Source organism: Pseudoalteromonas sp. A757 (genome assembly GCF_004103285.1).
Classification (GTDB): Bacteria; Pseudomonadota; Gammaproteobacteria; order Enterobacterales; family Alteromonadaceae; genus Pseudoalteromonas; species Pseudoalteromonas galatheae.
On sequence record NZ_QNQN01000060.1, the window covers coordinates 30,981 to 44,807 of the forward strand.

Consider the following 13,827-nt stretch of genomic DNA (forward strand, 5'->3'; position numbering starts at 1 on the left):
GACACTATGGATATTAACAATAAAACAGTTGTGATCACTGGTGGTGCGCAAGGCTTAGGTCTTGCCATGGCGACTGAAATGGCAAAGCATGGGGCAAAACTTGCCCTGATTGATATGCAAGAAGACGTTTTAGCAGAAGCGAAGCACGAACTTGCTCAATTCGGCACACAAGTTAACACGTATGTCGCTAATGTTAGTCAAGAATCAGACGTCGAAAATGTGTTTAATGCCATCGTAAATGACTTCGGCGATATTTCGGTATTGATAAATAATGCAGGTATTTTGCGTGACGGTTTGCTACTCAAAGCAAAAGATGGGCAAGTCATCGACAAAATGTCGCTATCGCAATTTCAATCCGTTATTGATGTCAACCTCACAGGTGTTTTCCTGTGTGGCCGCGAAGCTGCTGTCAAAATGGTAGAAGCAGGTAATGGTGGCGTGATCATTAATATGTCTAGCGTTGCACGCGCTGGTAATATGGGACAAACTAATTATTCAGCGGCAAAGTCAGGTGTCGTTGCGATGACTACCAGCTGGGCTAAAGAATTAGGTCGTTTTGGTATTCGCGTGGGCGCAATTGCACCGGGTGTTATCCGTACAAAAATGACCGATGCAATGAAGCCTGAAGCCAAAGAGCGCCTAGTGAAAATGAAGCCGGTAGGGCGTCTGGGTGAAGCGCAAGAAATTGCCCATACAGCAAAATATATCATTGAAAATGATTTCTTTACGGGACGTGTCGTTGAGATTGACGGCGGCATTCGCTTGTAATGAAAAAATAGGCTTGGTTTTACAACATGTAGTCCAAGTTCCTACTTGAGTGTGTGAAGCGGCAATGCAAATTGCCGCTTTTTTATTTAAAAGACCTTAAATTAGTGAGGAGAAGTGCTTGAAGTTATCTGGAATACATCATGTCGCTGTTATTTGTTCTGACTACCAAAGATCAAAAGTGTTTTATACCGAAGTACTTGGTTTGCATGTACTCCGTGAAAACTATCGAAAAGATAGAGCGTCCTATAAATTAGATCTTGCGCTGCCTGATGGGAGCCAGATTGAGTTGTTTTCGTTTCCAAATCCTCCAAAACGACCCTCACATCCAGAGGCGCAAGGACTGAGACATTTGGCATTTAGCGTATCGGATATTGATGCTTGTATTGCACACCTCGTGCAAAATCAAGTTGCTGTAGAGCCTGTTCGAATAGATGAATATACAGGCAAACGGTTTACCTTTTTCAGTGATCCTGATGGCCTGCCGCTAGAGCTTTATGAGCAATGTTGAGATAATAACTACTCTAAAAGGGCTAAATTATGTATGAAATGTTAGTGGCGATGGAAATTCATAACAGCGAGCGGTATGCCAAATATCGTGAAGCGATGAAGCCAATCTTAAGACAATATGGTGGTGGATTTAGTAACGATTTTCATATTGCAGCAACCCTGCAAACTGAGGGGCAGTGTCAAGCTAATAGACTTTTTACCATATATTTTCCTGATCAAGCTTCAATGGAGTCCTTCTTCAGTGATGCTGAATATGTAGAGGTAAAAGCGCGATACTTTGAAGATAGCGTTAGTGGATTTGATATTTTGGCGAGCTACACTAGATAAAGCTCAAGTAAGGAGCAAAATTGGGTAAAGTTTACTTTATGTGGGTCGATAACGTTTAATAACTCCGCAGTAAATTGAATTTGTAACAAGGATAGAGGTTATGAATATAAGGTCACAATATCAAATAAATAACGGTAGTTTTATAAATTCAACTTCGTCAGAAAAACTACATGAAAAAGTAACAGAGGTCGCAGCGAATAGGGGCGACGATGATCCTAATCAGTTACTTAGTTCAGACAATGAATTAACTATTGATTTTTCCTACACACAATCACCAGTCACATACAGTAAAGAATTTTTTCTCAACCTAGACCTCAGTATGATTGGGCTTAAGCGCTATGGGATTCATCGAGAGCATATGGGAACGGATGAAAATGGCCATATTTATAAAGATACCTATGGTGATTTTGAAGGAAGAGAGAAAATTGACGAATTTCTAGCTATTTTCGATCGCTTAGACGAAGAACAAAAAATAAAGTTTTCCCACTTTAAACCAACAGAAGCACTTCTTGACGTTGCTAACAGGTTAACTGATGAGGAGCTTGGTCAGCTCACCGACTTTATTGTCGAGTCGTTGTCTATCAACTTACTTGATCCAAAAAAGGATGATTATTCTACCAAGCTAATAAATAAGCTTAGCAATATGTCAGATGAGGTATTACAAGATACGGTGAAGACCATGTCTAAGCTGATGGAGCAAGCTAACAATAAAGTGTTCGCGGAACCAAATTTACCAGCTTATCTGCTTGATAAAGACGGCCATGCTGATTTCGATTTAAATGTAAGAGGTTTAGGCTTTTTTGAAGATGTAAATGCGTATGGTGACATGAACAACCAATTATTAAATGACTATGCAAAATTTGTCATTGATAACAAATTTTCAGACGGTGATCTTTTAGATCTGAACGCGCATTTAGCAAATTCTGATTTTGATACGAGTCGTGGCATGCTCGATATGGCAACCTTGGTTAAGGCAAATGACCGAACTACTTTTATAGAAATGTTAAACGAAGTGGATACGCGTGAGCCGGATAACCTGTTTGCAAGATTGAGTAAACTGAATTACGAAAATGAGAATACAGAGTACTTTAGAACTGACAATAGAGACTACGTTAAATTTAAGGGCGCACCAGCTGACGATAACGAAAAAAGTAGGTTATACAATCAGCTGATAAAAGCCTATGAAAATCAGGGGCTTGGTTGGATGAATGATGTCATGGAGCAATCCAAAGACGCGCCTGTTAGAACCCAGCTAACTATGTGGCTATCCATTTTAGAAGATGTTGAAGAAAATCCTGATACTTTTAAGCGCTCGGACTCAGTCGAGACCTGGATGGAGCGTAATTTAGCTGGAATTGTAAATGACTACTATCAAGGCATAAAAGAAAAGGTATTTGCGCATAATGAGGAGCTAGATAATTTTCTCGATATGAGCATGCTTGAATTGCTCGAGCTAGATGAAGTTGAAGAATCAGAGTCTGATGTTCAAGCTCCACACACTCAATAGAATGTCTATCACTTTGCAAAAATTGTTCTACACTTAGCTAATATCAGAACAAGTTAAGTATTTCAAAAGCTTGCTATAACTCGTAGTGAAATCACAGCGTCGCAGGCTAAAATTAGGAGCGTTTAATGCGTGGTGTGATATTTAGAGGCTTAGAAGAATTAGTCGTAGAAGCGATCGGCATGCAAGCTTGGGATGAGTTACTCGAAGCACATGCCCCTGAGGGGAGGGTTTATGTTTCTCCTACATCCTATCCTGATGCAGAGTTGTTTGCGTTAGCACAAGGTGTTGCTGATAAGTTGGAAAAACCATTAACAGATGTATTGGCCATTTTTGGACAGTCACTTTTTGGATTTTTGGCGGAAAAACATAAAGGTATCTCATCAAAATTTACATCATTTGAAGAACTAGTTTTATCTATCGATAGTGTGATACATATGGAGGTAAAAAAGCTTTATAACGAACCTAACTTACCTTCTATTTCCGCAATGGTAAAAGACGATAAAACCATAGTGCTAGAATATTGCTCAAGTCGTAAGTTATGTTTCTGTGCGGAAGGCCTACTTCATGGCGCTGCTCAGTTTTATAGCCGAAAGTTGAAAATTGAACATCCGCAGTGTATGCACAAGGGTTCAAGCCACTGCATACTTATTCTTCATTTGGATTAGTTGATGTCTGAAGATACCGATTATAAAAAGGCGTACTTAAGAGAGCGCCGTGCACGTGATGAAGTTGAGTCCTTACTGGAAGAGAAAACACGTGCCTTATATTTGGCTAACCAAACGCTTGAACGTCAACTAGAACAGCTTAAGAATCAACAAGCGGTATTAATAAACAATGAGCGAATGGCTACATTAGGGACATTGTCAGCAGGTGTAGCACACGAATTAAATAACCCATTGGCATATGTGGCGGGTAACCTAGAGTCACTTAATTTTTATATCTCGCCGATATTACAGTTGCTTGAGACTGTTAAATTACTTGAACAGAATGATTTGAGAGGTGGTGAATTAGAAACTCGCCTCGTCGATATATATTTGAAACAACGCCTTGACGAAATTGCAGATGATCTACCTGAGCTCATTCATGATACATTGCATGGCTGTGAACGAATTAAAGCCATAGTAAACGATTTAATGAATTTCTCCCGCTCAAATAATGACAGCTTTAGTAGTGCTTCGTTAAAAAAGATAATTGAAGACACGCTTCGTTTACTTCATGGCCAACTTAAGGGATACGAGCTAACCGTAGCGATTGAAGATGTCCCAAATATCTCTTGCAAAGAGGGGGCGTTAAAGCAAGCTATCATCAACCTGTTAGTGAATGCGAAGTATGCAGTGGACATGAGCCACAAGTCGCACAAATCAATCGAAGTGTTGCTAGCACTAGGTAAAGATCAAGATATTATCTTAAGCATTAGCGACAATGGAGTTGGTATTGACGCAGATGTGCTCCCTAGGCTTTTCGATCCGTTCTTTACGACTAAACCTGTAGGCGAGGGGACGGGCATGGGGCTTGCCGTTACTCAAGCAATTGTGAAAGAGCATAAAGGAAAAATCGAGGTCCATAGCCAAGAAGGCGTAGGTAGCCAGTTCACTATATCTTTTCCTCTAGAGTAGTGAGGATCTTGAATATGTTCCCATTTTATAATACGGTGATTTAATAGATTCGACGCGTTCTCAAACCTTTTCATCTGAGTGTTCGAAACTCATCTTTTATACTAAAACGTAATAGGGAAATTATGGCGATTGAACTGAAAGTACCCGTGTTGCCTGAGTTAATAGACACTGCAAAAATTACAAAACTCTACGTATCCGAAGGAAATCAAGTTGCGAAGGATCAGATCTTATGTGATATCGAAACTGCCAAGGTCCTGTTGGAGCTGCGCGCTCCCGATGCAAGTCATGTAAGCAAAATTGTGGTGAATGAGGGAGATATTTTGGAAGCTGATGCACTTATCATGTCAATCACTCCAGATGCAAAATTAAACCACTTGGTTGCACCTAAACTGAAGAGTACTCATCAGTTACTCAGTAATGAAGACATCACCGCCGAGCATGAGTTCAAAGGTAAAGGCAATATTGATGTGCAGATTGATGCATTACCTGACTTTGTAGATAGTGCGACAATTATTGAAATCTATGTCAAAGAAGGAGATGAGGTTGTTTGTGGCGATAAACTTTGTGATGTTTATACCGATAAGGCTGTTCTTGAAGTAAGTGCTCCCCACGATGGTGTAGTATGCGACTTTGTCAAAAAGCTTGAACAAACAGTTACACCTGACGAAACAATTGTCACTTTGTATCACCCCGAGTATGTCGCGTCTGAGCTCGAGCCTGAGCTACCAGAGGATAATATTGATGCTTTGATGGCTCAAGTGCTGTTAGACCCAGTTTTGGACAATGAACCCTCTACACTGGTTGAACTCAATGCATCCTCTCATCAGGCTACATGCGATAATTTAGAAGCTCAGGAAGACGTAGCGGAAGTCGAAGCAACCGATAGCACGGTTATTGATACGGACCTTAAAAATGAATCTCCCCCTCTTAGTACTCAAACTGGCGATAGCTATGTTGATTTAACAAATGACCGTGTTAGTCCAGCTTCAACGGTTTTACGATCAGAGCCTGCAGTGATTGACCATGTAAAAGAAGATTGTAGCAAAGACAGTCAAGAAGAAGATGCTAGCTCTGGCAAAGTATTTACGTTGGAAGACGTAGCGGAAGTCGAAGCAACCGATAGCGCGGTTATTGATACGGACCTTAAAAATGAATCTCCCTCTCTTGGAGCTCATACTGACAATAGTTATGTCGATTTATCAAATCGACATGATGGTGTTAGCTCGGTTTATCAATCAGAGTCTGCTATTACTGAGCCTATAGCAGAGAAGTACAACGAAAGTGAAGCTGTAAGCCTTAGTTTTGGAGGAGTGTTTGCGGTGGCTGCCGGCATAATATCTATTATGTTAGTTGGTTACTTTTTACTGGTTTAGTATTGCTGACGCAGTACCAAGAAGTCGTTCGACTAAAAAGGAGATTTTTAATGAGTTATAATGTCATTGCATATCAAGTTGATGCAGAAAAAGTAAAAGCGGTGTGGGGAAGTAAAGATCAGCAATTTTTGGATAGGTTTTTATCCAAATATCGAGATGAAATTGCAGAGCAAGAAGAAGAGCTGGATGTTAAGGGATATGCCGCTTGCATGGCGAATATTATAAATGGAACGAGTATAGATGAGGACGACGAAGACAACTTTATTTACGGTTATCTATACGAAATGCTGTGCCAAGAATTTGGTGAGATGGTTCGCCATGATGACTTTCTAGACATAATGGAAGATGTGGCGCCATCTAATCATAAAGCATTTATTCCTATCCCCAAAAATGATGATTGGCCTGAATTCTACAGTGTCCCTCTTGAAAAATTAGAGTCGGGTCGACAGGTTTTTCTTGTTAGTGACGAACCATATACGAAGGAAACTTCCTATATAGAAACGGTGAACTTCATTTTCGATACAGCAGTTCAAAACCACAAAGCTTTGGTTTTCTTTGGTTATTGATTTGAGGTCTCAATCTACCGACTAAAATTTTTGAAAATAAATACGGCGCTGTTTGGAGCTGGTCATTTAAATGTGACACAAAAGGTCGCACCACCCATATAATTTTGACAAGTAACATCTAATGTGGCGTGATGTAAATCGACCACCTCTTTTACAATAGCGAGACCAAGGCCACTGCCAGTCATTGATGACTGCTCTTTGCGCCAAAAACGCTCGAAGATTTTTTCATAATTTTGGATATCGATCCCAGGGCCGCTATCCATAACTTCGATATATTTTCCAGAGGCCTTTACTTTAATCTGAGCTTGCTCAGTACTGTGGCGTAGGGCATTTTCGATGAGATTCTTTATCATGATATGAATGGAGGACTGATCGCCTGTAATTACTTCTCCAGTATCATCAATTTCCAGTTCTAGCTGTTTATCCATGGTGACAGATAATGGCGCCAGCATCATACAGGCTTCTTTCGCTAACGGTACAATACTGAGCGAATGCTTTTCGTAAGCGTTAAGGCTCTGTGCACGAGACAGGTCTAACAATTGCTGTACAACACGTGTCATATAACTTACATCCGCCAAAATACCAGAGTGGGTGTGTTTATCTAACTGGGCGAGTTCAACACGGGTATTGAGAATTGCAAGCGGGGTTTTTAACTCATGGGCTGCGTTAGCAACAAATCGCTTTTGTTCATCAAAACCTGTTTCGACTCTTGCCATCGCTTGATTCAACGAATGCACAATGGGAACGATTTCAACAGGGAGACCTTGCTCACTTAGCCTAAAATTAAGCTGTTCAGGTCTAATCCGTTGGAGTTGTTCTGCAACGCTTTTCACGGGTCGGACAATAGAGCGAATAGACAGATATCCAACAACCATAAATACTAAAAATGCTGCGCTAATGATAAAAATAGAGACTTGACTCAGAGCGGGCATAACCGCTTCGTTGGCAAGCTCACCAATCAGATCATTTCTGCCCAAATCGATATTGACAGAAGTATTATCGATGTTAGCGTGAAGACGGTAACGGTCTATGCCACTAAGATGCGAATATCCGACAGGGATGTCTTCAGTAGCAATCAATGCTTGCAAAGCTGCAGAGCTACTCTCATTGGCTGTGGACTGCAGCAAGACGGCACCAGTTTGGGCGTGTGTGACTCTAAATACTAGGTTGTTGTATAAAGCATCGTAACCCCATTTCTCAGCTACAACATCAGATTGATATATTAATTTATTGTTCTTATCAAAGTAGAGTTGCTCTTGAATATCTTCACTCATACCAACCATACTTTCTTCAACAGCCATATTGGCAAAGTTGGTTGAAAAAAGGTACAAGGCAAACCCAATTAAGCTGAATACAGCAGATCCAATTATAAAAAAATGCAGAAATATCTTTTTCGCGAGAGAAAGTTGCTTCATGTCAAAATATATCCTATACCGCGCAGTGTATTGATAGTTGTTTGTGCATTGGACGATTCTAGTTTTTTGCGGATCCTGTGCACTGCAACTTGGATTGCATTATCCGTTACTTCGAAACCCATGGCATAGATAGCATCGTAAAGTGCATCTTTGCCCACGGTTAAACCTGCATTTCGGATCATATATTCTAAAATGGCAACTTCCGTTTTCCCCATCGCTAAATTTTCACAGCCAACGGTGACACGACGTGCCTTTGTATCAACAGCAAGATTGTTATGTGATAATAGGTTTCCGGTGTAGGTACTCGGGCGACGCAGCAATGCTCGAAGTCTTGCCTTAAGCTCGTCAATCGCGAAGGGTTTATTCAGGTAGTCATCTGCACCCAAATCAAGCCCTTTGATGCGATCATCGACACTGCCACGCGCGGTGAGGATCAAAATTGGTAATGCATTTTGTTGTTTTCGAATTGAGCGAATAACCTCTAAACCATCTTTATCTGGCAAGCCTAAATCTAGTATAAGGGCATCATACTGCCAGCTTTGCATTAACTGTTCATTTTGTGCAGCAGTTGCAGCAATATCAGCGGCGTGACCATCTTGAGTAATTGCTTGCTGTATAAATGTCGCAAGCTGCTGATTGTCTTCAGTGATTAGCACTCTCATTGAATCAATATTTCCTTATTTTCTGTTTCTAGTAGTGGTTTTTGAAAACGTTTACTTGATAGTAAAAACTTCAGTATAAGCGGCAATATCAGCATCATAAGCAAAGTTGAAGTCAGCAAACCTCCAATTACTGCAAAGGCGAATGGTGGCCACAAAGGGCTTGCACTGGAAGTTAGCGGCAACATGCCAACTATGGTTGTTAATGTAGTTACTATAACAGGACGAAGACGCGTTTGTACCGATAAACAAATTGCCTGCGATAGCTCTGTGCCTTGATTTAAATACTCTAGTGTATGCTCAATCAGCAAAATTGCGCTGTTCACCACAATACCCATAAGTGCTAGTACACCTAATATTGACATAAAGCCAAAGGGTACTCCGACGATAGATAACATAGCCGGCGCTCCTACAACACCGAGGGGAATAGTAAACATCACCAATATTGCTAAACGATATGAATTAAATTGCAACATTAATGCCCCAAATAACAATGCGACTCCAAAAGGAAGTGTTTGTAGTAAAGCGCCATTAGCCTGTTCTGATTCTTCCAATTCCCCACCAAACATTAACGTTACATGATGTTGCTGCGCGATTTTTAGCAAGGTCGGTTGTAACGCTTCGAGGATTTCTTCTTCGTCACTTCCCATAGCGACATCCGCTTTTATAGACATTACAAACTTGCCATCGCGCCTTTCAATAAATGGTGGTGTGCCAATAACCTCGGCATTCAACACTGCAAATAGGGGGATGCTTAGTTGGTTGGGTAGCATGATTTGAGTATTTAAAATATCAGTACTACTTTGATTAGAAGTAGTGTCAACAATCATCAAATCTATCGGTTCGAAATTATAATCAAGAGTTGTTACTTTTAATCCAGAGCTACGCCATGCGATATATTCGGCAATATCGCTGCGTGCTAAACCCAAGGCTGATAAGGTAAGTTGCTGAGCTTCTAAGTTAATGGTAGGAGCGCCCAAACTATAATTACGATATGGGGAGGTGATTTTAGGGTGCTGTCTGAGGTGCATAAGCATAGCTTCAGCGCTTGCGAATAGAGCATTGCGGTCATTGCCACTCAACCTCAACTCAATCGGGCTTTCAATAGGAGGTCCTTGCCCGAGCTCACGGGCGTTGATTAAGATTTCAGGAAATTGCTTGTTTAAATTACTATCGATGAAGCGCGAAAATTCAGGCGGGTTAACATCATCCTGCAGCGTTAATACAACTCGAGCAATATGGGATTCATTTGGTTTTTGCGCAAGGTTATAGTAGAACCTTGGACCTGAAAAGCCGCTAAATACCATCGCTTCGCTGACTTCAGGATACTGAAGGGCATACTCGGCGATTTGATTTGCTGTCTTGGTTGTAGCTTCTATGTGGCTAGCTAACGGCAATTGGACGTCAATATAAATCTGATTGCGGTTAGCATTTGGGAAGAACTTGCCGTTGGCATTGGGTAGCGAAAGTAAAGTGCATAGCATGGCAGTAGCGGCCACAATCGTGTATACGGGATGTTGTAATGTTTTATGAGCTAGCTGATAGCCAAATGTTGAAAGCTTCTGAGTAACGGTTTCCTGCCACATTTCTAGCCAAGGGATGGAAATAGGGAAATAAACAAACAGTACAGGAAGCAGTAGTAGTGCTGCAACATAACTCAATAAGATGCAGATGATAACGAGCACTGGAATAGTAGCAATGAAATCAGCGACACTGCCTTTTGCCAACAGCATGGGAACGAAGGCTGCGATAGTAGTCATTGTTGCCGCGGCAAGCGGTTTTTTCAATTCGTTCACAGAGTGCGCCAAGGAAGATCTCATCGTAAACCCTTTGCTGCGTAAATAGCTCAAGCGTTCAGCTACGATAATGCAATTATCAACCATCAAGCCTAATGAGAGTACCAAGCCGGCAATGGTCATTTGGTGAATAACGCCATCGAAAGTAATAAATAACGCAAGTGAAGAAAACACGATAGCGGGTACGGTTAAACTGATAACAATCGCACTTTGTACCGAAAGGAATAGTAATAAAACAACGCAAATAGCGATACAGCTTTGAATTAGAGAGTTTACTAATCCTTCACGGCGTTTTTGAGACCAGTCGGGCTGGAAAATCTCAATTTTAATGGGAGCATCTGTAAATCGTGCATTAATGTCGGCAATAGCTTGTTTGATAGTATCCCCTGCGTTAGCGATATTATGTTTGTTGGGCGGTAGAGATAATGCAATACCGATGACTCGTTGACCATTTTGCCAAAATTGCTCGCTTGAAGTTGGGGCAGTCCGGTAGCCAATATCAGCGATAGTGCTGAGTGGGATTTTTGACCCGTCAGGCGTTGTTATTTGTACGTCTTTTAATTGAGCGTCGTTACGCAGGTGATTGACAGGCAATAGCGATAGCGCACTTAGATTTTGCGACAATACGCCAAGGCTATCTTGCTGATTGGCATCCCGTAGCTGTTTTGCAATCTCTGCTGGCGAGAGGCCAAAAGCGAGCATTCGCTCTTGAGAATAGAAAATAGCCAATTCAAGCCCGGGGTCGCCTACTAGCGAGGCACTTCTCACAACGTCGAGATACTCAAGCTCATCACGTACTTCGAGGGCGAGCTTCCTATCTGCTGTTAATCCTTTTCCCGTGCGCACGGTTAAGACTATCCCTTGAGTATCTTGTGCTCGATCTACTACATAGAATTGGCTATCAGCTAAGCTTGCACCCAGTGGTGCTACTTCATCTTTGATGCGTTGCCAAACTAAAGCGGTATTATACACTTGCTCTTTAAGCTCGATATCGATAACGGCACTTCCTGTTTTTATCCGTGCGTGTATGGTATTAATCTCATCAATTTTTGCTAAACGTCGCTCAAGTGGCTTAACAACGACATCATTGAGTTGAGTGACACTAGCACTTGGATTTACAATTTGAATAAAGCCATTTCGATAGAGAAAGCTGGGGTCCTCCTGACTTTTTGCTTTAAACCAGCCTACAATACCTGTGAATACAAGCAGCAGAGTTAGCCCGAGTACTAGACGTGGAGTGAAATAATTAGATGGGAGAAGCTTATCCATAAACTTCCTCCTGTAACCTATTGATAGGTCTGCCAGTAATGCTTGTAAATAAGCGCTGCTGAAGTCGGTTAAATACAAAGTGCGAGAATAGGACTAATAAGCTTCTACTTTTGTTCATGAGACTCACCTTCCAATAGCGCCAAGTTAAAATTTAACTTGGCCTCCGATGTGATGAGCACGTTTTTACCCATCAGTTTTGGTGCTGTGACTATGACTTGGTTATCATCATTGTCAAAAATAGTCACATCGCGTCTTTGGACCTTGGGTTCAGTAACCAGCACATAGGCTTGCCCCAAGGCATCATAGTGGATTGCGTTGCTTGGCACTTTATAGAGTGGTGTATTGGTGATAGGGAGCTCAAGACGACTATGCAGGCCAACTAGTTCAGAGTCACTCACTTCCAAATCGACGATAAGTTTAAAAAGCTTACCAACGGCATTAGAGGGTAAACCTTTCTCTATAATTTTACCGCTTAGGCTTTTGCTTGGCGAAGGAATGGCTATGCGAACGGTTTGGTTAAGTTGTAAAGCAATAAATTCTTGTTCAGGGAGCTGAAATTCAGCCTTTAGCGTAGATAATGTCTGGAGTTGGAAAATTGGCTGTCCTGCAGAGACGACATCACCTGAACGAGCGTAAATATTGGTGACGATACCTTCCTTTCGAGCGAATATTTTGTTCTCATTCAGTGCATTTTTTGCCTCTTCAACCTGAGCTTGTGCTGCTTGGACTTGCTGGGTTGCAATATTAAACGCAAGCCTTGCGGACTCAAGCGCAGAATTTGCTATAAGCTTCTCCGTAAAGAGCTTTTTAGCTCGGTCGAAATCAATCTGCGTCTTTTGCTCAGTACGTTTAGAACTGGCTAGTAACGCTTGTTTTTCACGCAGCTGAGCGCTAAGTCTTGGAGAATAGAGGGACGCTAGCACGTCTCCTTTTTTAACTAATTGACCCGAATAGGCATATAAAGACTCAATTCTCCCTTGTGACAGTGAAGCAACATAGACAACATCACTACCTGTGATACGACTATAAAAATGCTTCGTCGGAATAGTTGTAGCTAACTCTACAGGTACTGAAATAAGCGTCGTTGAGCGTTTTTCTGCAGTAGTCTCTAGGTTTGAAGGATCACTGCAGCCCTGAAGCGTTAAGGTGATCGTTATTATTGCTAGTCTAAAAAACATACACATACCCAAGCAAAACTTGTACGTTACCAGAAGCATCAATAAGGGGAGAATCTTTTATTTCATCACCGTAACTGGTGTAACTAACATCAGCTTTAAGCATATGATGTTTACCAAAATACCAATCGCTTTGAATACCGACTTCGAGTGCAGTGCTGGATTCACCAAGGTAATAGGGTCGAGAACTTAATGCTTCGTTTACTCTGACACCATAGTAATAATCAACAAGGTCTTCACTTTGAAAGTTCGCAGCGATATACGGGTATACTCTGCCGTCAGCAAATCTAAATGGTACACCATAGCTTACGCTGGCTTCATAGCCTTTGTGTGTACTACTCACGTCATGCATGAAATCGAATCCAAATTCACCAAAGCTAGTATCATATTCTGCTTCAAATCCAGCATCGAAACTCATATCTCTGTCTTCCATGCCAGTATAGAACTTGCTATCAGCTGCCTCGAATCCATCTAACCGTAATTGAGCACCCACACTGATTTCAAATTGTTCGGCTTGATATAGTTTATAGGTTGCTCTTGGCCCTAGTAGGTTGAAGTCGCCATATTGTATGGCGATGGCCGGTACAAACTCTGTTTCATTTCCAATATCTATATAACCTTGGTCCTGAGTAATAATAGCGCCGCCGATCCCCCATTTTAGCGCTTCTGATTGGGGTTGCTGTTCAGCAAACGCTGACGAACAACAAAAGAATGAAAGAGAAGTAGTGATCGTTAATAGTAATCTAGCCATAGTCAGTATTCCTTGAGTTTAAGTAATCATGTTGATGTGGCTAGAATATAAAAAGAAACTTTCTCGAAACTTACAGCTCAGTAATTAATCATATAAAC

Annotated in this window: 13 protein-coding genes; 8 read left to right on the top strand and 5 right to left on the bottom strand. The window is 41.4% G+C overall.

Translation table 11 applies throughout. From position 1 onward, the window contains the following. Positions 1–6 precede the first annotated feature (6 nt). The 8 genes from DRB05_RS05305 (at position 7) to DRB05_RS05340 (ending at position 6,664) form a co-directional block, all read left to right on the top strand. A complete protein-coding gene (locus DRB05_RS05305; protein ID WP_010604931.1) occupies positions 7–768 on the top strand; it encodes an SDR family oxidoreductase in 762 nt (253 codons plus the stop codon). A gap of 118 nt (positions 769–886) precedes the next feature. Then, positions 887–1,276, top strand: coding sequence for a VOC family protein (locus DRB05_RS05310; RefSeq protein ID WP_039497668.1), 390 nt, complete (start codon positions 887–889; stop codon positions 1,274–1,276). Positions 1,277–1,305: 29 nt separating this feature from the next. Then, positions 1,306–1,602: a DUF1330 domain-containing protein gene (locus tag DRB05_RS05315; RefSeq protein WP_128726002.1), complete on the top strand. Its 297-nt coding sequence runs from the start codon at positions 1,306–1,308 to the stop codon at positions 1,600–1,602. Between the two features lie 100 nt (positions 1,603–1,702). Beyond that, positions 1,703–3,109 carry a hypothetical protein gene (locus tag DRB05_RS05320; protein WP_128726003.1) on the top strand — a complete coding sequence of 469 codons (1,407 nt, stop codon included), beginning with the start codon at positions 1,703–1,705 and terminating at the stop codon, positions 3,107–3,109. Positions 3,110–3,234: 125 nt separating this feature from the next. Next, on the top strand, positions 3,235–3,774 hold the full coding sequence (locus DRB05_RS05325; protein ID WP_128726004.1) for a heme NO-binding domain-containing protein: 540 nt from the start codon (positions 3,235–3,237) through the stop codon (positions 3,772–3,774). A 3-nt stretch (positions 3,775–3,777) separates the two neighbouring features. Then, positions 3,778–4,725 carry an ATP-binding protein gene (locus tag DRB05_RS05330; protein WP_128726005.1) on the top strand — a complete coding sequence of 316 codons (948 nt, stop codon included), beginning with the start codon at positions 3,778–3,780 and terminating at the stop codon, positions 4,723–4,725. 122 nt (positions 4,726–4,847) lie between these two features. Further along, complete coding sequence (locus tag DRB05_RS05335; RefSeq protein ID WP_128726006.1) at positions 4,848–6,098, top strand: biotin/lipoyl-containing protein; 1,251 nt, start codon at positions 4,848–4,850, stop codon at positions 6,096–6,098. Positions 6,099–6,148: 50 nt separating this feature from the next. After that, positions 6,149–6,664: a hypothetical protein gene (locus DRB05_RS05340; RefSeq protein WP_128726007.1), complete on the top strand. Its 516-nt coding sequence runs from the start codon at positions 6,149–6,151 to the stop codon at positions 6,662–6,664. A 62-nt stretch (positions 6,665–6,726) separates the two neighbouring features. On the opposite strand, the gene DRB05_RS05345 is transcribed toward DRB05_RS05340, so the two are convergent. The 5 genes from DRB05_RS05345 to DRB05_RS05365 all read right to left on the bottom strand — a co-directional run bounded on the left by DRB05_RS05345 (position 6,727) and on the right by DRB05_RS05365 (position 13,729). Further along, the gene (locus DRB05_RS05345; protein WP_128726008.1) at positions 6,727–8,079 is read right to left on the bottom strand and encodes an ATP-binding protein; all 1,353 of its coding nucleotides are present in this window, start codon (positions 8,077–8,079) and stop codon (positions 6,727–6,729) included. After that, positions 8,076–8,741 carry a response regulator transcription factor gene (locus DRB05_RS05350; RefSeq protein ID WP_045988096.1) on the bottom strand — a complete coding sequence of 222 codons (666 nt, stop codon included), beginning with the start codon at positions 8,739–8,741 and terminating at the stop codon, positions 8,076–8,078. Before DRB05_RS05350 ends, DRB05_RS05345 begins: the two co-directional genes overlap by 4 nt. Continuing rightward, positions 8,738–11,803, bottom strand: coding sequence for an efflux RND transporter permease subunit (locus DRB05_RS05355; RefSeq protein ID WP_128726009.1), 3,066 nt, complete (start codon positions 11,801–11,803; stop codon positions 8,738–8,740). The genes DRB05_RS05350 and DRB05_RS05355 overlap by 4 nt, the downstream gene beginning before the upstream one ends. A 104-nt stretch (positions 11,804–11,907) precedes the next feature. Then, positions 11,908–12,981: an efflux RND transporter periplasmic adaptor subunit gene (locus DRB05_RS05360; RefSeq protein ID WP_161568674.1), complete on the bottom strand. Its 1,074-nt coding sequence runs from the start codon at positions 12,979–12,981 to the stop codon at positions 11,908–11,910. After that, entirely contained in the window at positions 12,971–13,729 is a 759-nt protein-coding gene (locus DRB05_RS05365) for a MipA/OmpV family protein (protein ID WP_128726011.1), read from the bottom strand. Before DRB05_RS05365 ends, DRB05_RS05360 begins: the two co-directional genes overlap by 11 nt. Positions 13,730–13,827: the final 98 nt, after the last annotated feature.

Coding starts and splice junctions, on each gene's coding strand:
- DRB05_RS05305 (WP_010604931.1), top strand. CDS start 7: ATGGATATTAACAATAAAACAGTTGTGATCACTGGTGGTGCGCAAGGC.
- DRB05_RS05315 (WP_128726002.1), top strand. CDS start 1,306: ATGTATGAAATGTTAGTGGCGATGGAAATTCATAACAGCGAGCGGTAT.
- DRB05_RS05320 (WP_128726003.1), top strand. CDS start 1,703: ATGAATATAAGGTCACAATATCAAATAAATAACGGTAGTTTTATAAAT.
- DRB05_RS05325 (WP_128726004.1), top strand. CDS start 3,235: ATGCGTGGTGTGATATTTAGAGGCTTAGAAGAATTAGTCGTAGAAGCG.
- DRB05_RS05330 (WP_128726005.1), top strand. CDS start 3,778: ATGTCTGAAGATACCGATTATAAAAAGGCGTACTTAAGAGAGCGCCGT.
- DRB05_RS05335 (WP_128726006.1), top strand. CDS start 4,848: ATGGCGATTGAACTGAAAGTACCCGTGTTGCCTGAGTTAATAGACACT.
- DRB05_RS05340 (WP_128726007.1), top strand. CDS start 6,149: ATGAGTTATAATGTCATTGCATATCAAGTTGATGCAGAAAAAGTAAAA.
- DRB05_RS05345 (WP_128726008.1), bottom strand. CDS start 8,079: ATGAAGCAACTTTCTCTCGCGAAAAAGATATTTCTGCATTTTTTTATA.
- DRB05_RS05350 (WP_045988096.1), bottom strand. CDS start 8,741: ATGAGAGTGCTAATCACTGAAGACAATCAGCAGCTTGCGACATTTATA.
- DRB05_RS05355 (WP_128726009.1), bottom strand. CDS start 11,803: ATGGATAAGCTTCTCCCATCTAATTATTTCACTCCACGTCTAGTACTC.
- DRB05_RS05360 (WP_161568674.1), bottom strand. CDS start 12,981: ATGTTTTTTAGACTAGCAATAATAACGATCACCTTAACGCTTCAGGGC.
- DRB05_RS05365 (WP_128726011.1), bottom strand. CDS start 13,729: ATGGCTAGATTACTATTAACGATCACTACTTCTCTTTCATTCTTTTGT.